Raw genomic sequence first — 19,700 nt, forward strand, 5'->3', positions numbered from 1 at the left:
GTATCAGCGGCCCCAACCCACCGCAATGATTGCGCCACGGGTAAACAGAAAAACGGGTTGTATCGGCTAACCCGCTGTTTTGACTCTACCATCCCTGTAGCGTATCGCGGTAAATCATAACGACCACGCCGCGGCAAGTCGAGCGCATCACTGGCATTTTGCGATCCGGCAGCACGTATCGCCGCATAACCGCGATAAACGCAGGGTAAAAAAAACCGCGCATCAGGCTCGCCCGCGCGCGGTTTTTCGATGCTCTGGTGCAGATCAGGCCTGGTCGTTGCCGCCCTGGCCCATCGCGCCCATTTTCTTCAGATCTTTGTCGATGAAGAACAGGCCCTTGCCGCTGGTGCCCACCAGCGCCAGCTTGTCCAGCACGGATTTGAACAGTTTCTCTTCTTCATGCTGCTCCGCCACGTACCACTGCAGGAAGTTGAAGGTGGAGTAATCGTGTGCGGTCATGGCGGCGTGCGCCAGTTCGTTGATCTGACGAGTGATCAGCTGTTCGTGTTCGTAGGTCTGCTGGAACACGTCCGCCAACGACTCAAACGCCACCGGCGGCGCGGCGATGGTGCCCAGCAGCGGCAGAGAGCCGGTGTCGCTCAGATAGTCGAACAAACGTTGCATATGCTGCATCTCTTCCTGAGAATGCTCTTTAAGAAATGCGGCGGCGCCTTCAAAGCCTTTATCGCTGCACCATGCGCTCATCTGCAGATACAGGTTGGCGGAGTAGAACTCCAGATTCAGTTGCTCATTCAGCTTTTGAGTCATTTCTTGCGTCAGCATAATGATTCCTTTTATTTTGCAGGTCATGAATTTAATTTCCGCGCATTATGCCCTGCTGCCGTAAAAATAAAAACACCTTATTTACACTCAAATCACATTAATTATAAAAATCATATATATCAACAAATTATAATATCACCGCCACATTGAGAATTAACATGATAATTATTTTCATCTTTTAGTTTAATCAAAAAGCGAATCATTCTTATTTAAAAGAATAAATAGATTGCATTACTGCTGGATAAATATCGCTCCCGGCAACGGCGTAATGGGCTTGCCAAGCGCCGCCGGGTGGATTACCTTCTGCGCAGATTCAATGCGGCAAAGTAAGTAAGGAGCATAGCGTGGGTTACAATCTGGCCGAGCTGCCCAAAGAGGAAATGGACAGGGTGAATGTGGATCTCGCCGCCTCAGGCGTGGCGTATAAAGAGCGCTACAACATGCCGGTGATCCCGGAAGTGGTGGAGCGCGAGCAACCGGAAGCGCTGCGCGACTATTTTCGCGAGCGCGTGGCACACTACCGCGCGGAATCCCACAAGTTTTCGCGCCTGCCGTACGAGCCGAAGGCTAAATAGAAAAACCCGCCGTTACGGCGGGTTTTTTGCGTCACTTGCCGGCAAACCGGTCGGTGGCGATCATCAGCTGGTGCAAAATGCCCGGCTCATCATACGAATGCCCCGCCCCTTCCACGATATGCAGCTCCGCCTCCGGCCAGGCCTTGGCCAGGTCCCAGGCATTCTGCACCTGGCAGGCCATGTCATAGCGGCCGTGGACGATCACCGCCGGAATATGGCGGATCAGCGGCACGTTGCGCAGCAGTTGGTCGTCGCTCTCCAGGAAGCCCAGATGGGTGAAGTAGTGGTTTTCAATGCGGGCGAACGCCAGCGCAAAATCATCCTCGCCGAACGAAGCGGATTCGCGGCTCGGCAGCAGCGTGACCGTCTCCCCTTCCCACACGCTCCACAGCTTGGCCGCTTCAAGCTGCACCTGCGGATCGGCCGAGGTCAGCCGCTGCCGGTAGGCGGCGATCACGTCTTTACGCTCGTCATCCGAGAGGATGGACAGCACGCGCTCCCATTTTTCCGGGAAGAAGCGCGAAGCGCCGTCCTGATAATACCAATGCAGCTCCTGCTTGCGCAGGGTGAAGATGCCGCGCAGCACCATTTCACTGACGCGCTCCGGGTGAGTCTGCGCATAGGCAAGCGCCAGCGTGGAGCCCCAGGAACCGCCGAACACCAACCATTGTTCGACGCCGGCCATTTCCCGCAGCCGTTCGATATCGGCCACCAAATGCCAGGTGGTGTTGTTGTCCAGGCTGGCATGCGGACGGGAGCGGCCACAGCCGCGCTGATCGAACAGCAGCACCTTGTAGCGTTCGGGATCAAACAGCTGACGATGATGCGGGGAGATGCCGCCGCCCGGCCCGCCGTGAATGAAAACCGCCGGCTTACCGTTCGGGTTACCGCTCAGCTCCCAGTAGATCCGGTGGCCATCCCCAGTGTCCAGCCAACCGCTGTCGTATGCCGCTAACGGCGGGTACAAACCTCGTAATTGTTCCATGGCGCTTTCCGTCTCTCTGTGAGTCATGCTTTCATCAAAGCGGAAGCCGCCCGGCAGGTCAACGATAAAACCCGAAAACTCGAACGCGCGCCGGGAACTCGGCGCGCGTTTGCTCAAAATCACAACGACCTGCTTGCAAAACGCCCACAGGCCCGATCAGTTCAGGTGCGCAATCGCGCTGATCTCCACCAACTGCTCGGGCGAAGCCAGCCCGGTGACGCCGATCAGCGAACCGGCGGGCCGGTGAGCGCCGACATAGCGTTTGAACAACGCAACGCAGGGTTCAAAATGCGCCTGTACGTCAGTCAGATAGATCTCCACATACGCCAAGTTCGAACGTTCGGCGCCGAATCCCGCCAATACCCGATCCAGGTTGTCCAACGTCTGTTGGGTTTGCCGTTCGATATCGCCCGCGCCGATAAACTCACCCTGCATATCATGGGAAAACTGCCCCGAAATATAGAGGGTGTCTTTGACGCGAATGCCTTGGGACACGCCATTCTCCTCTTCCCAAATGACCCCGTGATGGTAGTGCGTGATGCCGTTTTTCATGCTGCTTCTCCAACCGTTTATCGTTTCCATGACGACTATAATCGTTTGATTGGCGAATGGACGTCGTCACTGAAACGACATTGGATATGCAGTTAATTAATTGAATATGTTAAATTAATTCTCTTATCACCGGCTCTCGGGGGGGCGGCATGTTGCGGGCGAATCTCAATGACATTCAGGTTTTCATGGCCGTCGTCGACGCCGGCAGTTTTGTCGCCGGCGGACAGACGATGGGGCTGTCGCGCTCGGCGGCGGGCAAAGCCATCGCGCGTCTGGAGCAGCGGCTGAGCGTGCGGCTGTTGCATCGCACCACGCGTTCGCTTGGCCTGACCGATGAGGGGCGAGAGTTTTATCGGCGCGGTCTGCAGATCCTCGCTTCGGTCGATAACGCCGAGGCCAGCGTGGCCGGCGACAAAGGCACCGCACGCGGGGTGCTGCGGTTGACCGCTCCCGCCGCCTTCGGCAGACGGATCCTGTTGCCGCTGGTGCCGAAATTTCTCGTCGCCTGGCCTGAGGTGCAGGTGGAGATCAGTTTTTCCGATCGCCTGGCGGATATCGTGGAAGAAGGATTTGATTTAGCGGTGCGGATCGGCGTCACGGCGCCGGATACCCGGCTGGTGTCCAGAACCCTCGCCAGGTATCGCGCCCTGCTGTGCGCCTCCCCCGCCTACCTCGCCGCCCGTGGCGAACCGCAAACCGTCGAGTCGCTCGCCGGGCATGAGGCTCTGCTGTTCAGCAGCCGCAACCAAAAACAGCCCTGGCGGCTGCGCGACGAGCGCGGCGAATGGGTCAAGGCCCCGGTGCGCGGCCGCCTGCGGCTGGACAGTGGAGAAGCGTTACGCGACGCCGCTCTGTCCGGGTTGGGCATCGCGTATCTGCCGGAGTTTATGATTGCGGAGGACTTGGCCGCCGGCCGTCTGCGGCAGGTGTTGCGCGCCGTGGCGGGTGAAGAAGTCAGGATTGTGGCGCTCTATCCGAATAAGCGCCTGCTGGAACCACGCGTCAGGCGCTTTCTCGATCTGTTGGTGGATACGCTCGGCGGCTGAGACCTTACCCGCCTTTGCGCATATGCGGCTCGCGCATCTCCTGTGCGGTTTTCGCTTCGATGCTCAGCTCCGCCGTCGGGCGCAGCAGCAGGCGTGCCAGCCCGATAGGTTCGCCGGTTTCACGGCAGTAGCCGTACTCGCCGTTCTGCAATCGCGCCAGCGCCGCATCGATTTTCGGCAGCAGGCGGCTTTCGCGATCCAGCTGGCGGAACAGCAGGCGCAGATCCTCTTCGCGCGCCGCCTTGTCGGCCTCATCGCCCGTCGCTTCGCCGCCGTCGATCTCTTTTTTCAGCTCATCGATGTGCAGCAGCAGCTTTTGCCGCTCATCCTGCAGCAGCTGACGGAAAAACGCCCGTTGAACCGAGTTCATATAATCAGAATCCGGCATGGCCAGCAGTTGCTGCGCATCCGGTAACGTCATGACTGTCATTGCGCTCTCCCAATACCAAAAGTGTAATATTATAACATAATGTTTATTTTTAACACCCGGTCATCCAAAAACAAAATTTCTCGTGCAAACAGCCGGTTAAGTGCAATTCGCACTTTGTCGCTTGCATCCTGCCGGCTTTAGGCGGTTAATGGCTGAGCAAGCCACCCAATCATAGGTAACGAGAGGCCATCATGAGTAAGGGAATGGATAGCAAAAAAAATGCGAAGAAGAAGCCGTTGAAAACCCCAGCTGAGAAACGTGCGGAGAAACGCGCCAAAAAAGCGCATCCGTCTGGTGAGTAAGCGTCCTTCCATCCGTCATTAAACCCGCCAAGGCGGGTTTTTTATTGCCTCACAGGAGAGATGGCCGATGTCCTGCTTCACCCTCGCCGCCGCCCAATACCCCGTCGCTGCGGCCGATATCGCCTGCAACCTTGAACGTCACCTTGAATTTGTCGCGCAGGCAGCCCAACAGCACGTGCAGCTGTTGGTGTTTCCCGAACTGTCGCTAAGCGGCTATGAACTGGCTGATGCTGCCGAACTGGCGCTGACGCTGGGCGATCCGCGTCTGCAACCGCTCGCTGCGGCGGCGCAATCGCATCAGATGACGATCATCGTCGGCGCGCCCTTACGCAGCGGCCAGGCGCTGCATATCGCCGCCTTGATCTTTCACCCCAATGGGGCATTGACGCCCTATACCAAGCAGCATCTGCACGGCGCGGAACGGCAACGGTTCTTGCCCGGTAATGGCGGTACGCTGCTGGAAATACATCGGCAACGCATCGCGCTGGCTATCTGTGCCGATACTTCGGAGCCCGGCCACGCGAGCGCCGCCGCACAGGCGGGCGCGCAGATTTATGCTGCCGGCGTGCTGGTATCTGAAGCCGGTTACGCGAAAGACAGCGCCGCGCTGGCAGGCTATGCCCGGCGTTACGGCATGGTCACGCTGATGGCCAACCATGCGGCGCCGACCGGCGGCTGGATCCCGGCGGGCCGCAGCGCCATCTGGGATGAAACGGGAGCGCTTTTGGTTGCCGCGCCGGATGACGCTCCTGGTCTTATCATCGCCGGCAAGACTTCCGACGGTTGGCACGGTCGCCTGTGCCGGTTAAGCTGAAGCCTGACGGCAACGCGGAGGAAAGCATGACGTTACGCGTAATAGATACCGAGACCTGCGGGCTGGACGGCGGCGTGGTGGAAGTGGCCTCCCTCGATCTGCTCGACGGCCAGTTAACCAATCCGATGAGCGATCTGGTCTGCCCGGACCGCCCCATCAGCCTCGACGCGATGGCGATTCATCACATCACCGAACAGATGGTGGAAGGCAAACCGCGCATCGCGGTGGCGATCGGCCGCTATCAGGGCAGCCCCTACTATGTGGCGCACAACGCCGCCTTTGATCGCGGGGTGTTGCCGGAGATGAACGGCGCCTGGATCTGCACCCTCAAGCTGGCGCGCACGCTGTATCCGGACATCAAGTACGGCAACCAGTATCTGCGCTACGCGCTGAACCTGGACGTGCAGCTGCCGGCAGACGCCACGCTGTACCCGCACCGCGCGCTGTATGACTGCTACGTCACCGCCGCGCTGCTGCAACGCATCATCAAGGATTCGGGCTGGACGCCGGAGCAAATGGTGCAGATCACCGAACAGCCGGTGCTGCTGAAGAAGTTCAAATTCGGCAAGTATCGCGGGCAGGAAATCGATCGCATCGCCCAGGAAGATCCCGGCTATCTGCGCTGGATGCTGAAATCCATCGACGATCTGAGCCCGGACATGAAACACACGCTGAAATACTATCTGATTGGCTAACACAGCGGGCGGCGCAGGCCGCCCGCTGTTCGCCGTTACTCCGCCAGCGCCAGAATGAAGGCGTACTCCAGCGCAATATCCTCATAGGCCTTGAAGCGGCCGGATTTGCCGCCGTGGCCGGCATCCATGTCGGTATACAGCAGCAGCTGCCGATCGTCGGTTTTCAGCTCGCGCAGCTTGGCCACCCACTTGGCCGGCTCCCAATACTGCACCTGCGAATCGTGCAGGCCGGTGGTCACCAGCAGATGCGGGTATGCCTGCGCCTTCACCTGATCGTACGGGCTGTACTGTTTGATGTAGTCGTAATAGGCCTGCTCGTTCGGGTTGCCCCACTCGTCGTATTCGCCGGTGGTCAGCGGGATCGACTCGTCCAGCATGGTGGTCACCACATCGACGAACGGCACCTGCGCCACCACGCCGTGGAACAGCTGCGGCGCCTGGTTGATCACCGCGCCCATCAGCAGACCGCCGGCGCTGCCGCCCATGGCGAACACCCGCTTGCCGTCGCCGTACCCCTGGGCGATCAGCGTTTCGGTCACGTCGATAAAGTCGTTGAAGGTGTTCTGCTTGTTGAACAGTTTGCCGTCTTCATACCACAGCTGCCCCAGCTCACCGCCGCCGCGAATGTGCGCCAGCGCGAACACGACACCGCGATCCAGCAGGCTCAGGCGGCTGGCGCTGAACGCCGGATCCATGCTGCTGCCGTAAGAGCCGTAGCCGTACACCATCAGCGGGTTGACGCCGCGCTGGAAGCTGTCCTGGCGATACACCAGCGAGACCGGCACCTCGACGCCGTCGCGCGCCTTCACCCACACCCGCTCGCTGCGGTAGTTTTCCGGCGTGAAGTTCTTCACCTCCTGCTGTTTGAGCATCGTCCGCTCGCCGCTGTCCATGTTCAGCTCGTACAGCGTGGTCGGGGTGGTCATCGACGAATAGCCGTAGCGCAGCAGCGCGGTTTCCGGATCCGGGTTATACGCCAGCCAGGTGGTGTAGGTCGGATCGTCGAAGGCGATGCGCTTCTCTTCGCCCGTCTGCCAGTGGATCTGGCGCAGCAGCGTCAGGCCGGCATTGCGCTCTTCCACCACCAACCAATCGCGGAACAGGCTGAAGCCCTCCAGCATCACGTCGGCACGCGGGGCGATCAGCGTCTGCCACCGCGCTTCGTCCGCCTGCTCGCTTTGGTACAGGCCGAAGTTCTTGCCGTCCTTGTTGGAGCGGATGTAGAAATGCTGGTGATAGTGATCGATGGCGTACTCGTGATCCTTGCGGCGCGGCACGAACAGCTGCGGCTTGGCGTCCGCACGATCGGCGTCCAGCAGCAGGATCTCCGAGGTGGTGGTGCTGCTCAGGTGGATCAGGATAAAACGCTCGGAGGTGGTCTTCTCCAGCCCGACGTAAAAGGTATCGTCCAGCTCTTCGTAAATCAGCTCATCCTGCTGCGGATCGCTGCCCACCACGTGGCGATAGACCTGATACGGCAACAGCGTCTTGGCGTGCTTGCGCACGTAGTACACCGTCGAGGAGTCGTTGGCCCACTCGAAGCTGCCGGAGGTGTTTTCCAACACTTCCTCCGCCCAACTGCCGTCGGCCAGGTTCTTGAAGCGAATGTCATACTGACGGCGCGACAGGAAATCCTCCGCCACCCCCAGCCGCTGATTGTCTGGGCTGACGTCCAGCCCGCCCAGGGTGTAAAACTCGTGGTTCTCGGCGCGCTGGTTGCCGTCGATAAGCACTTCCCAGTGCTCGCTCTCGGCCTGCGGCTGGCGCACATAAATCGCGTATTCGTTGCCCGGTTCGTAGCGCGTCTGATAGCGGTAGCCGTGGCGCATGTAAGGCACCGAATGTTCCTGCTGCGGAATGCGCGCCACCATCTCTTCGTACAGGGTTTCGCGCAGCGCCTGCTGCGGCTTCAGCATCGCATCGGTGTAGGCGTTCTCCGCCTGCAGGTAGTCCAGCACCTGGCGGTCTGCGCGCTCGTCGTCGCGCAGCCAGTAGTAGTCATCCACGCGCGTGTCGCCGTGGATGGTGATGGGATAAGGGCGTTTTTCCGCTTTCGGTGGGGTCATCATTACTAAATCATCCGCTTACATAGATTGCGGCAAGAGTGACACGATTCCCCCCGGCTTGCCAAGCGGCGCTATGCCAGCTCGCGCTTTTTCTCGTTGACGTCGCTCTCGATGCCCTGCTTGACGTCCGCCGGGATCTTCAGCGCCTGCGCCAGCGCATCGAGGTAGCCGCGCTCCATAAAGTGCTCGACGTCGATCACCAGACAGCTCAGGTAGTAAACCTCCAGCGCCTCGTCTTCGTTTTGCACGCTGCGGGCGATCAATTCCGGGTTGAGCGGCTGATCGAGCGCTTCCTGCACCCAGCCCTGCGCCTCTTCCCCCACCTGCAGCTGCGACAGGCTGTGATCGATGGCGCGCTGCTCGTCGGCATCGATATGGCCGTCGCTCTTGGCGGCGAACACCAACGCCTGCACCAAACGCTTGGCGCGCAGATCCACCGGCGTGGTTTGCAAACCGAACTGCGGTTCGTCCTGATGGCTCTCTTTCACCCGCTGCTTATACTTGTTCCACAGCACCGCGCCCACCGCCGCGCTGCCGCCGATAATCAGCGCATTCTTGCCGAACTTGCCCACCAGCTTGCGCGAGGATTTGTTGGCCAACAGCACGCCGACCAAACCGCCCAGCGCCGTGGGCGCCAGCAGCTTGCCGATGCCTTCCGCCCCGCCCATCGCGCCGGCCTTCTGCCCGATCAACGTTTGAATCTGCTGCATCCAGTTACTTTTCATCATCTACCCCTTGCGTGAAAAAGCGCGGCGCGCAGGCGCGGCCGAACCGACGGTAAACCGCCAGATTAGGGGATCTTTTGTCAATTTACGTCTGGGGGATGCAAACCTGTGTTTAGCGGATCGGCGGGCCGGGCGGCCCGCCTGGATGGCTGCGGCGTTACGCGTCTTCGTCGCCCGCTTCGTCGTCCTGCTCGTACTCCGCCAGCTCGTCGCGCATCGCCTGGATGGCGTCGCGGGTCATCAGCGCCAGCGTGCGGTAGAAACCGGTGGTGGCGTGCGCTTCCACTTTGCCGAGGAAGCGGCCGCACCACGGCAGCAGAAACTCGTCGAACAGCGCGATCTGCGCCTGCGCTTCATCTTCCTGCGACTGATCCTCCAGCCAGGAAGCGGCCAGCAGCAGCTGGCCGAAATGGTCGGCCGGCGCCTCCGCCAGCGGCATGCCGCGCTGCTGCAGGAAGGTGCGCACTTCCGCTTCGCTGGCGCCTTCGACGTAGTCGGAGCGGAACGGCGACACGCTGCATTCGCTGCCGACGAACATCGCGTTAAAGTCGGTCGCCAGCTGGTTGACGTCGCAGCCCTGCTGCAGGCGCTTCAGCAGGTCATCCTGCTCCAGCGGCCAGTGCTGCTGCAGCTTGCCCTCTTTGATCAGCGCGAACAGCGGCACCAGCAGCGGATCCTGCGGCTGGCGGTAGAACAGCGTACCCAGCACGCGGCAGACAATGGAAAACTCATTCATGATAATGCCTTATACAATACGGAAAATTTTGCCGGGACGATGTCACAAATCGGCCAATTCCGCAATCGCCGGCTTGCCGCGCCGCTCGAGAAAATCCAGCAACCGGCGCGGGCTGACGTTGAGAATGCGCTCCTGCGGGAAGCCCACCTCTTCGATGATGCGCTCGCAGTGCTCGAAATTACCCAGTGAAAAAGCGACGTGCGAATCCGAACCCAGCGCCAGCCAGCCGCCGGCGTCGCGCACCGCGGCGGCGATCGCCCGGCAGTTGGCCTCGCTGCCCTTGCGGGAGTGGGTGAACGACGAGTTATTCAGCTCCAGCGCCACCTCGTATTTGGCCGCCGCCGCCGCGACGGCGGGAATATCGATCGGGTAACGCGGGTTGCCGGGGTGGCTGATGATATGCACGTCTCCCTGCGCCATCGCGGCGATCATCGCTTCAGTATTGGACGCTTTATCCTGCGGCGCAAACACCGGCTCATGGAAACCGGCGATGATCACGTCGGTGGCCGTCAGCATCGGGCCGGTGCAGTCGATATCGCCCTGCAGGTTTTTGATGTTGGCTTCGATACCGCGCAAAATGCCCACGCCGTTCACCCGGCGCGGCCACACGTGCATGTTCATGAAGTGCCAGTAGTGCGGCGCATCGGCCATGTCCGGGCCGTGATCGGTGATGGCGAACAGCTTGATGCCCTTCTGCTGGGCTTCGGCGATGTAATCGTGCAGCGTGCTGTAAGCGTGGGTGCTGGCGACGGTGTGCATATGCAAATCAACGGGGTACATTGTTTCTCCTTCCAGAGGGCCCGCCCGCAAAGGTACGGACAGGCGCGATGACGATAACAGCTTATCAGTTACCGAACGGCGGCTGAAGGCTCAGTAACCCCGTTGCCTGTCGACCACGCCGGCCGGGGCCTGCCCCGCCTCCAGCGCGCGGATGTTGGCGGCGATCTGATCCATCGCCTGCTGCGGCAACGTGATGGCAGCAATATGCGGGGTAATGGTGACACGCGGATGACGCCAGAACGGGTGATCCTGCGGCAGCGGCTCGCGGGCGAACACGTCCAGCGTGGCGGCGGCCAGTTGCCCCTGCTCCAGCGCCGCCAGCAGATCGGCCTCCACCAGATGCGCGCCGCGCGCGATGTTGATGAGGTAAGCTCCCGGCCGCAGTTGCGCGAACAGCTCACGGTTGAGAATGCCGACGGTCTCCGGCGTATTGGGCAGCAGGTTGATCAACAGTTTTACGCCGTCGAGAAAGGCGCCGCGCTGCGCCTCTCCGGCGAAGCTTTGCACGCCGTCGATCTGTTTGGCGCTGCGGCTCCAGCAGCGTACGCTAAAGCCAAACTCGGTCAGCTTGCGCGCCACGCTCTGCCCCAGCACGCCGGCGCCGAGGATGCCGATAGTGAAATCATCCAGCGAGTGGGGATCGAGCGGTTGCCATTCCTGCCGCTGCTGCAAGGCCTGATACTCGTCGAAACGGCGGAAATAGCGCAGCACATAGCTCAGCGCATATTCCTGCATCTGCTGCGCCATGCCGGTATCCTCCAGCCGCAGCAGCGGCACGCCGGCGGGCAGTGTGCCGGGGTGTTTGCGCTCCTGATCGAGAATGGCGTCGACGCCGGCGCCGAGGGCGAACACCGCTTTCAGATCGCGGCGGTTGGCTAACATCTCGTGCGGCGGGCGCCATACCAGCGCGTAATCCGCCGGCCGCTCGTCGCCGCGCTGCCATTCGCGGATCTCGGCCTGCGGCAGGCGTTGCTTGATGCCGATCAGCCATTCCTGGGCGTTAAACAAGGGGTGGTAATAGATGATGTTCATACTGCGGGCTCCGGTTTGTTTTTATTGGTTTTCCTTCAGCCTTCCGCGATTCGCCGCCGGATGCAAGCGTTAAAGCCCAAAATAAAAACAGCCCCGACCAGTGGGGCTGCTGTGTATTCTCGCCAAATCAGGCGGCAGACGGACCGTCGCGCCGGATAAGGCGCCGCAACAGCGGAATGAGGATCAGCATCGCCACGCCGACGCCCGTCGCCCCCCAGCCCAGCGCGCTGAAGATTTCGCTATAGCCGGGATTGGTTTGCAGCGGCGTGCTGCCGCTATTTTCCGGCATCAGGCCGGAGACGTAGCCCGCCAGCACCGAGGCAACGCCGGTCACCATCATCCAGCAGCCCATCATCACGCCCTGATAGCGCGGCGGCGCCAGCTTGCCGATCATCGCGTAACCGATCGGCGAGATCATCAATTCACCGACGCTTTGCAGCACATAGCTGATGACGATCCATTTAAACGCCACCAGCCCGTCGCCGCCGGCCATGCTGATGCCCAGCGGCAGCACCAGCATGCCAAGCCCGATGCAGAACAGCGATCCGGAGAACTGCAGCGGAATGTCGATGTTGCAGCCGCGAGCGCGCAGGCGGTTGAACCACCAGGCCAGCAGCGGGCCGCCCACCACGATCACCAGCGTGTTGATATTCTGGATCCACTGCGGCGCCACCTGAATGCCGTAAACGTTCAGGTTGATGTTGTGCTCGGAGAACAGCATCAGCCCCATCGGCGCCAGCTGATACAGCGCCCAGAACACCAGCGACCCCAGCGCCAGGATCAGATAGGCCGCCATTCTGCGGCGCTCATCGCGCGGATGGTGGCGCAGCGTCACCACGCACAGCATCAGGAAGATCAGCGCGCCGAGCACGATCACGAAATGGCCGCTGAACTCGGCGTGGGTCAGCATCACGCGGATAATCGGCACCAGCGCCACCAGCACCGCCAGCCCGACCAGCATGCGCCAACGGTATTGACTGCGGCTGGCATCGTGCAGCGGCGTATTGAGATCCGCCAGAATCCGCCAGCGGCAGACGGCGACGATGATCGCCGCCGCATTGCCCAGCGTGGCGAACAGGAACAGCGCGCGATAGTTTTCCGTCAGTTGGAAATACCCGGCGACGGTAAAGCCGACGAAGAACCCGAGGTTCATGCCAGCGTAGTTCCACAGGAATGCCGATTCGCGCCGGTCATCATCCGGTTTGAAACGCTGGGTGAGCATCATATTAATGCAGGTCACGTTAAGGCCGCTGCCGGTCAGGAACATCGCCAGCCCCCAGTACAGCCCCCACACGCCCGCGACGGCAATCAGCGCGCAGCCGATCACCTGCAGCACCATGCCCAGCACGAACAGATTGCGGTTACTGAGGAAACGGCCGCCGAGGTAGCCGCCGAACATGTGCAGACCATAGTTGAAGGCGCCGAACACGCCCATCATGGCGTTGGCGCTGCTTTCGTTGAAGCCCAATCGCTTGGTGGCGTACAGCACCAGCGTGGAGTAAAGCACGGCGAAGCCCAGTGTGGCGAAGATCTGGATGAAGAACAGCGCCCCCGCACCGGGGGGAATGGCATGGCGCGCTTGCGGCGCCGGCATGGCATCTGAAGGAGTCAAAACGAACCTCTACTGCATTATTATGTAATGAGTCTGTCCCTGTCTGCGATATCGCCGGCCTGTCTCCCGGCAATCTGCGCGGCGCCGTGATGTTCCTTGCCAAAAACGCCGCGCCGACATAATTCCATTTAGCGACACATTTGACTAATAATCCAGTATTAATGCATATAACAGCAAATAGACCGTTCTCATTGGCGATATATTGAGCTACTCGCACAGAAAAAGGTCAAACAATCATCTTTCACGCGTTTTGAACGTAGTCCGCCCTGCCCGCCGGTGGCCAAGAGTGGGAATATCGTTCGGTAAATCAGCAAATTGCTGCAAGTTTGGCTAAACAGTCATGAGAATGAAATAAGAGGGTTGACGCTGAGATCAGATTCTCCTACATTAGCGCCCGTCGACAGCGCAAAGCGTTTTCGGCAACAAAACGGTGAGGTGTCTGAGTGGCTGAAGGAGCACGCCTGGAAAGTGTGTATACGCGAAAGTGTATCGAGGGTTCGAACCCCTCTCTCACCGCCAAATTCGAAGAGAAAGCCTGGATTCACGTCCAGGCTTTTTTTTTGCATGGTGCACCGCCGAGAGGGGCGAGAAGCCTCGACAGGGTTCGACAAAACGCCTGCGTTTTGGACCGCCAACGGCGGCCCGCAGGGTGAGCGCAGCGAATCAAGCCCTCTCTCACCGCCAAATTCGAAGAGAAAGCCTGGATTCGCGTCCAGGCTTTTTTTTGCATGGTGCACCGCCGAGAGGGGCGAGAAGCCTCGACAGGGTTCGACAAAACGCCTGCGTTTTGGACCGCCAACGGCGGCCCGCAGGGTGAGCGCAGCGAATCAAGCCCTCTCTCACCGCCAAATTCGAAGAGAAAGCCTGGATTCGCGTCCAGGCTTTTTTTGCATGGTGCACCGCCGAGAGGGGCGAGAAGCCTCGACAGGGTTCGACAAAACGCCTGCGTTTTGGACCGCCAACGGCGGCCCGCAGGGTGAGCGCAGCGAATCAAGCCCACAGCCCGCGCCCGTAATTCCCATTTCCACCGGTTATCCACTAACCTTACTTCTGATTTTCCCACCTTTTCATGACTTCTGCCCTATCGTTAGCCGCAGTTTTCAGCAAAATGAACACGGCTTGAGCGGACGAACAAAAACACAGAAATTATTCTTGACCGGATCGGCCCCACTCCCTATAGTAGCGCCCCGTTGCAGCGATGATTTCGCAACAAAAAAATATGGTGAGGTGTCCGAGTGGCTGAAGGAGCACGCCTGGAAAGTGTGTATACGCGAAAGTGTATCGAGGGTTCGAATCCCTCCCTCACCGCCATATTCTAACGAGAAAGCCTGAACTCACGTTCAGGCTTTTTTGTATGCATAGCGCACCGACCGGGGGGGTAAGAACCCTCGACAGGGTTCGACAAAACGCCTGCGTTTTGGACCGCCAACGGCGGCCCGCAGGGTGAGCGCAGCGAATCTATCCCTCCCTCACCGCCATACAAAAAAGCCCGAACGCAAATTCAGGCTTTTTTTCTCCCCACACCCCAACCGCTCAGTGGTGCGTGCGCCCCATTGACGCCGGATGCGCCAGCCCGCGGCGCCAGTCGCCCGGCGTTTGGCCGAATTGGCGTTTGAAGCTGCGGTTGAACGACTGCTGTGAGTCGAAGCCGAGCGAGATCGCCACGCTGACGATAGGCTCGCCGCTGTTGGCCAGGCGCTCCGCCGACACTTTCAGTTTTTGCATGCGGATATACTCCCCCAGCGCGTAGCCGGTCTGGCGTTTGAACATGCGCTGCAGATGCCATTTGGAATAGCCCGCGCGGTCCGCCACGGTGTTGATATCCAGTTTCTCTTCCAGATTGTTGTCGATCCACGCCTTCAAATCGGTAATAAAGCCCGTAGTGTTCATGCAGATGCTCCCATCATTCGGCAGGGTCACCCTCTGCCCGATGCACATACGTTGCAACAGTTTCGCTTTAAATGCAATTTTTATTATTGCATTTATTGGAAAGCCGCCACTATACTCCACCCAATTAATGTAACCGATATTGATACATTAATGTGACACCAATGTGTTTCAAAACCTAACGTTGCGCCGCTGCACGGCGCAGCCGCCCCCTCACCGCACGCCGGCGCGGGGCGAATCCCGGAGAACAGGGCCGGGTATGGGGCCTGACCGCGCTTACTTATCGGAATAAAAATAATGGCAAATCAACCAAACTCATCGTTCAACGCCGGCGGCCGCACGCGCGCCGTCGCTCTGGGCCAGCGGCTCTCCGGGGTGGCGCTGTTGGCCGCCCTGCTCGCCGGGTGCGACAACAGCGTCGCGCACAATGCCCCGCCGCCGCCGCCGGTGGTCAGCGCCGCCAGCGTGGTGGTCAAGCCGATCAGCCAGTGGGATGCCTTCAACGGCCGGGTCGAGGCGGTGCAGAGCGTGCAACTGCGCCCACGGGTCTCTGGTTACATCGAGCGGGTCAACTACACCGAAGGCGACGAGGTGAAAAAAGGCCAAGTGCTGTTCACCATCGACGATCGCACCTACCGCGCCGCGCGCGAACAGGCGCAGGCAGAGCTGGTGCGGGCGCGCAACCAGGCCGCCCTGGCGCGCAGCGAATCCTCGCGCACCGAGAAACTGATCGGCACTCAGGCCATCTCTCAGGAAGTGTGGGAGCAGCGCCGGTCGTCCGCCGCGCAGGCGCAAAGCAACGTGCTGGCGGCGCAGGCCCAGCTCGATATGGCGCAGCTGAATCTCGACTTTACCCGCGTTACCGCGCCGATTGACGGGCGCGCCAGCCGCGCGATGATCACCGCCGGCAACCTGGTCACCGCCGGCGACAGCGCCAGCGTGCTGACGACGCTGGTGTCGCTCGACAAGGTCTACGTCTATTTCGACGTGGATGAAGCCACCTTCCTGCGCTATCAGCAGCAAGGCCGGCACGATGCCCGCCTGCCGGTGAAAGTCGGCCTGGTAGGCGAAGACGGCACTCCGCATCAGGGGCTGGTGGACTTCACCGATAACCAACTGAACGCCGGGACCGGCACCATCCGCATGCGCGCCCTGCTCGACAACCGCGATCGCCGCTTCACGCCGGGGCTGTTCGCCCGGGTACAGATGCCCGGCAGCGCCGAGTTCAACGCCATGCTGATCGACGACAAAGCGGTGATGACCGACCAGAACCGCAAGTTCGTTTACATCGTCGATAAAGACGGTAAGGCGCAGCGCCGCGACATTGACGTGGGCCGCATGGCCGAAGGATTGCGCATCGTGCAGAAAGGGTTGGCAAACGGCGATCGGGTGATCGTCGACGGCATGCAGAAAGTGTTTATGCCGGGCATGCCGGTCGACGCGAAAGCCGTCGCCATGAACCCTATCGCCTCCACGCTTAACTAAGCTCCCAGCAGAGACTTCTGACCCATGGACTTTTCCCGCTTTTTCATCGACCGGCCGATCTTCGCCGCGGTGCTGTCGATACTGATTTTTGTCGCCGGGGTGATAGCCATCCCGCTGCTGCCGATCAGCGAGTACCCGGACGTGGTGCCGCCCAGCGTGCAGGTGCGTGCAGAATACCCGGGCGCCAACCCGAAAGAGATCGCTGAAACGGTGGCCACGCCGCTGGAAGAAGCGATCAACGGCGTCGAAAACATGATGTACATGAAATCGGTCGCCGGTTCCGACGGCGTGCTGGTGACCACCGTCACCTTCCGCCCGGGCACCGATCCCGATCAGGCGCAGGTGCAGGTGCAAAACCGCGTGGCGCAGGCCGAAGCGCGCCTGCCGGAAGACGTGCGCCGCCAGGGCATCACCACCCAGAAACAGTCTCCGGCGCTGACGCTGGTGGTGCATCTGGTATCGCCTTCCGGCAAGTACGACTCGCTGTACCTGCGCAACTACGCCACCCTGAAGGTCAAGGATGAACTCGCCCGCCTGCCGGGCGTCGGCCAGGTACAGATCTTCGGCGCCGGCGAATACGCAATGCGCATCTGGCTCGATCCGAACAAGGTCGCCGCGCGCGGGCTGACCGCCTCCGACGTGGTGAGCGCCATGCAGGAGCAGAACGTGCAGGTCTCCGCCGGCCAGCTCGGCGCGGAGCCGATGCCGACGCGCAGCGACTATCTGCTGTCGATCAACGCCCAGGGGCGCCTGCAAACCGAAGAAGAGTTCGGCAACATCATTCTCAAGAGCGGTGATAACGGCGAGATCGTGCGGCTGCGCGACGTGGCGCGCATCGAAATGGGCTCCGGCAGCTACGCGCTGCGCGCCCAGCTTAATAACAAGGATGCGGTCGGCATCGGCATCTTCCAGTCGCCGGGTGCCAACGCCATCGAGCTGTCGGACGCGGTGCGCGGCAAGATGGCCGAGCTGGCGACCCGCTTCCCGGACGGCATGAGCTGGAAGTCGCCGTACGACCCGACGGTATTCGTGCGCGACTCGATCCGCGCGGTGGTAGATACCCTGCTGGAAGCGGTGATCCTGGTGGTGCTGGTGGTCATTCTGTTCCTGCAGACCTGGCGCGCCTCGATCATTCCGCTGCTGGCGGTGCCGATCTCCGTGGTCGGCACCTTCGCCGCGCTGTATCTGCTGGGCTTCTCGCTCAACACCCTCAGCCTGTTCGGGCTAGTGCTGGCGATCGGCATCGTGGTGGATGACGCCATCGTGGTGGTGGAAAACGTCGAGCGTAATATCGAAGAGGGGCTGTCGCCGCTGGCGGCGGCGCACCAGGCGATGCGCGAGGTCTCCGGCCCGATCATCGCCATCGCCGTGGTGCTGTGTGCGGTGTTCGTGCCGATGGCGTTCCTTTCCGGCGTCACCGGCCAGTTCTACAAGCAGTTCGCCGTCACCATCGCCATCTCGACGGTGATCTCCGCCATCAACTCGCTGACCCTGTCGCCAGCGCTGGCGGCACGCTTGCTGAAACCGCACGGCGCGCCGAAAGATCTGCCGTCGCGCCTGATCGACCGGCTGTTCGGCTGGCTGTTCCGGCCGTTCAACCGCTTCTTCGCCATCGGTTCGCAACGCTACCAACAGGGCGTCTCCCGCGTGTTGGGCCGGCGCGGCGCGGTGTTCGTCGTCTACCTGCTGCTGCTGGCCGCCGCCGGCGTGATGTTCAAGACCGTGCCCGGCGGCTTTATCCCGACGCAGGACAAGCTGTACCTGATCGGCGGCGTGAAGATGCCGGAAGGCGCCTCGCTGGAGCGCACCGATGCGGTGATCCGCAAGATGAGCGCCATCGGCCTGAGCGTGGACGGCGTCACCGATGCGGTGGCCTTCCCCGGCCTGAACGCGCTGCAGTTCACCAATACGCCGAATACCGGCACGGTGTTCTTCGCGCTGGAGTCATTGAGCACCCGCACCCGCACCGCAGCGGAGATCAACGCCGAGATCAACGCGCGCATTTCACAGATCCAGGAAGGCTTCGCTTTCTCCATCATGCCGCCGCCGATCCTCGGCATCGGCCAGGGCTCCGGCTATTCACTGTACGTGCAGGATCGCGCCGGGCTGGGTTACGGCGCGCTGCAGACGGCGATCAACACCCTGTCCGGCGCCATTATGCAAACGCCGGGCATGGGGTTCCCGATCTCCTCCTATCAGGCCAACGTGCCGCAGCTGGACGCCAAAATCGATCGCGACAAGGCCAAGGCGCAGGGGGTGCCGCTCAACGCGCTGTTCAGCACGCTGCAGACCTACCTCGGTTCGTCTTACATTAACGACTTCAACCGTTACGGCCGCACCTGGAAGGTGATGGCGCAGGCCGACGGCCAATTCCGCGACAGCGTGGAAGACATCGCCAACCTGCGCACCCGCAACGATAAGGGCGAAATGGTGCCGATCGGCAGTATGGTCAGCATCGGCACCACCTACGGCCCGGATCCGGTGATCCGTTACAACGGTTTCCCGGCAGCGGATCTGATCGGCGACGCCGATCCGCGCGTGCTCTCCTCTACCCAGGCGATGGGCGCGCTGACGCAGATGGCCGGCAAGCTGTTGCCGAACGGCATGAACATCCAGTGGACCGATCTGAGTTACCAGCAATCGACCCAGGGTAACGCCGCGCTGGTGGTGTTCCCGGTGGCGGTGCTGCTGGCGTTCCTCGCGCTGGCGGCGCTGTACGAAAGCTGGACGCTGCCGTTGGCGGTGATCCTGATCGTGCCGATGACCATGCTGTCGGCGCTGTTCGGCGTGTGGCTGACCGGCGGCGACAACAACGTGTTTGTGCAGGTCGGGCTGGTCGTTCTGATGGGGTTGGCCTGCAAGAACGCCATTCTGATCGTCGAGTTCGCCCGCGAACTGGAAATGCAGGGCAAAGGCATCGTCGAAGCGGCGCTGGAGGCCTGCCGCCTGCGGCTGCGGCCGATCGTGATGACCTCCATCGCCTTCATCGCCGGCACCATCCCGCTGATCCTTGGCCATGGCGCCGGCGCCGAAGTGCGCGGCGTCACCGGCATCACGGTGTTCTCCGGCATGCTGGGGGTCACCCTGTTCGGGCTGTTCCTGACACCGGTGTTCTACGTCACCCTGCGGCGCCTGGTGGCGCGCAAAGCGCAGCCACAGACGGCGTAAGACTCGCTCTAAAATGCAAAAAGGTCG

General features: G+C 61.0%; 17 protein-coding genes, 2 tRNA genes and 1 other RNA gene. 9 read left to right on the plus strand and 11 right to left on the minus strand.

Annotation, left to right across the window (positions count from 1 at the left end; all coding sequences use genetic code 11):
* Positions 1-264: 264 nt before the first annotated feature.
* Positions 265-783 (minus strand): non-heme ferritin, encoded by a 519-nt coding sequence (gene ftnA / locus ACMGF7_RS22615; RefSeq protein WP_015377481.1) that lies wholly within the window; start codon positions 781-783, stop codon positions 265-267.
* A gap of 344 nt (positions 784-1,127) precedes the next feature.
* On the opposite strand from ftnA, the gene ACMGF7_RS22620 reads away from it, so the two are divergent.
* Positions 1,128-1,358, plus strand: a complete 231-nt coding sequence (locus tag ACMGF7_RS22620) for a DNA polymerase III subunit theta (protein WP_044031457.1) — start codon at positions 1,128-1,130, stop codon at positions 1,356-1,358.
* 31 nt (positions 1,359-1,389) lie between these two features.
* Here the strand turns inward: ACMGF7_RS22620 and pip are convergent, their stop codons facing one another.
* Entirely contained in the window at positions 1,390-2,343 is a 954-nt protein-coding gene (pip, locus tag ACMGF7_RS22625; RefSeq protein ID WP_004928848.1) for a prolyl aminopeptidase, read from the minus strand.
* A gap of 156 nt (positions 2,344-2,499) precedes the next feature.
* Positions 2,500-2,895, minus strand: coding sequence for a RidA family protein (locus tag ACMGF7_RS22630; protein WP_033633335.1), 396 nt, complete (start codon positions 2,893-2,895; stop codon positions 2,500-2,502).
* 149 nt (positions 2,896-3,044) lie between these two features.
* Between ACMGF7_RS22630 and ACMGF7_RS22635 the strand changes: the two genes are divergently transcribed.
* On the plus strand, positions 3,045-3,941 hold the full coding sequence (locus tag ACMGF7_RS22635) for a LysR family transcriptional regulator (protein WP_273889972.1): 897 nt from the start codon (positions 3,045-3,047) through the stop codon (positions 3,939-3,941).
* A 4-nt stretch (positions 3,942-3,945) separates the two neighbouring features.
* On the opposite strand, the gene dksA is transcribed toward ACMGF7_RS22635, so the two are convergent.
* A complete protein-coding gene (gene dksA / locus ACMGF7_RS22640) occupies positions 3,946-4,371 on the minus strand; it encodes an RNA polymerase-binding protein DksA (protein ID WP_033653830.1) in 426 nt (141 codons plus the stop codon).
* 369 nt (positions 4,372-4,740) lie between these two features.
* Here dksA and ACMGF7_RS22645 point away from each other — a divergent pair, with 369 nt between their 5' ends.
* On the plus strand, positions 4,741-5,487 hold the full coding sequence (locus tag ACMGF7_RS22645; RefSeq protein ID WP_273889971.1) for a carbon-nitrogen hydrolase family protein: 747 nt from the start codon (positions 4,741-4,743) through the stop codon (positions 5,485-5,487).
* A 26-nt stretch (positions 5,488-5,513) separates the two neighbouring features.
* Complete coding sequence (exoX, locus tag ACMGF7_RS22650; RefSeq protein WP_273889970.1) at positions 5,514-6,182, plus strand: exodeoxyribonuclease X; 669 nt, start codon at positions 5,514-5,516, stop codon at positions 6,180-6,182.
* Between the two features lie 35 nt (positions 6,183-6,217).
* Here the strand turns inward: exoX and ACMGF7_RS22655 are convergent, their stop codons facing one another.
* The 6 genes from ACMGF7_RS22655 to ACMGF7_RS22680 form a co-directional block, all read right to left on the minus strand.
* Positions 6,218-8,251: a S9 family peptidase gene (locus ACMGF7_RS22655; protein WP_273889969.1), complete on the minus strand. Its 2,034-nt coding sequence runs from the start codon at positions 8,249-8,251 to the stop codon at positions 6,218-6,220.
* Positions 8,252-8,319: 68 nt separating this feature from the next.
* Positions 8,320-8,973 carry a tellurite resistance TerB family protein gene (locus tag ACMGF7_RS22660; protein WP_273874786.1) on the minus strand — a complete coding sequence of 218 codons (654 nt, stop codon included), beginning with the start codon at positions 8,971-8,973 and terminating at the stop codon, positions 8,320-8,322.
* 157 nt (positions 8,974-9,130) lie between these two features.
* Complete coding sequence (locus tag ACMGF7_RS22665) at positions 9,131-9,709, minus strand: TorD/DmsD family molecular chaperone (protein WP_015377474.1); 579 nt, start codon at positions 9,707-9,709, stop codon at positions 9,131-9,133.
* 42 nt (positions 9,710-9,751) lie between these two features.
* Entirely contained in the window at positions 9,752-10,489 is a 738-nt protein-coding gene (locus ACMGF7_RS22670) for a phosphatase (RefSeq protein WP_004928821.1), read from the minus strand.
* Positions 10,490-10,579: 90 nt separating this feature from the next.
* On the minus strand, positions 10,580-11,521 hold the full coding sequence (ghrA, locus tag ACMGF7_RS22675; protein WP_049240260.1) for a glyoxylate/hydroxypyruvate reductase GhrA: 942 nt from the start codon (positions 11,519-11,521) through the stop codon (positions 10,580-10,582).
* A gap of 127 nt (positions 11,522-11,648) precedes the next feature.
* Entirely contained in the window at positions 11,649-13,115 is a 1,467-nt protein-coding gene (locus ACMGF7_RS22680; protein WP_049202801.1) for a peptide MFS transporter, read from the minus strand.
* A 447-nt stretch (positions 13,116-13,562) separates the two neighbouring features.
* Here ACMGF7_RS22680 and ACMGF7_RS22685 point away from each other — a divergent pair.
* From ACMGF7_RS22685 to ACMGF7_RS22695, 3 genes are all read left to right on the plus strand, one after another.
* Positions 13,563-13,652 (plus strand) — tRNA-Ser (locus tag ACMGF7_RS22685).
* A 702-nt stretch (positions 13,653-14,354) separates the two neighbouring features.
* Positions 14,355-14,444, plus strand: a tRNA-Ser gene (locus tag ACMGF7_RS22690).
* 47 nt (positions 14,445-14,491) lie between these two features.
* Positions 14,492-14,611, plus strand: a non-coding RNA gene (locus ACMGF7_RS22695) — RtT sRNA.
* Positions 14,612-14,666: 55 nt separating this feature from the next.
* Here ACMGF7_RS22695 and ACMGF7_RS22700 read toward each other — a convergent pair.
* Positions 14,667-15,023, minus strand: a complete 357-nt coding sequence (locus ACMGF7_RS22700) for a helix-turn-helix domain-containing protein (RefSeq protein WP_420286720.1) — start codon at positions 15,021-15,023, stop codon at positions 14,667-14,669.
* Positions 15,024-15,317: 294 nt separating this feature from the next.
* Between ACMGF7_RS22700 and sdeA the strand changes: the two genes are divergently transcribed.
* Both sdeA and sdeB read left to right on the plus strand, forming a co-directional pair.
* Entirely contained in the window at positions 15,318-16,505 is a 1,188-nt protein-coding gene (sdeA, locus tag ACMGF7_RS22705) for a multidrug efflux RND transporter periplasmic adaptor subunit SdeA (RefSeq protein ID WP_044031464.1), read from the plus strand.
* Positions 16,506-16,529: 24 nt separating this feature from the next.
* A complete protein-coding gene (gene sdeB, locus ACMGF7_RS22710; protein WP_420286721.1) occupies positions 16,530-19,673 on the plus strand; it encodes a multidrug efflux RND transporter permease subunit SdeB in 3,144 nt (1,047 codons plus the stop codon).
* Positions 19,674-19,700: the final 27 nt, after the last annotated feature.

This window comes from Serratia sp. BNK-17 (genome assembly GCF_048684935.1).
In the GTDB taxonomy this organism is placed as follows: Bacteria; Pseudomonadota; Gammaproteobacteria; order Enterobacterales; family Enterobacteriaceae; genus Serratia; species Serratia nematodiphila.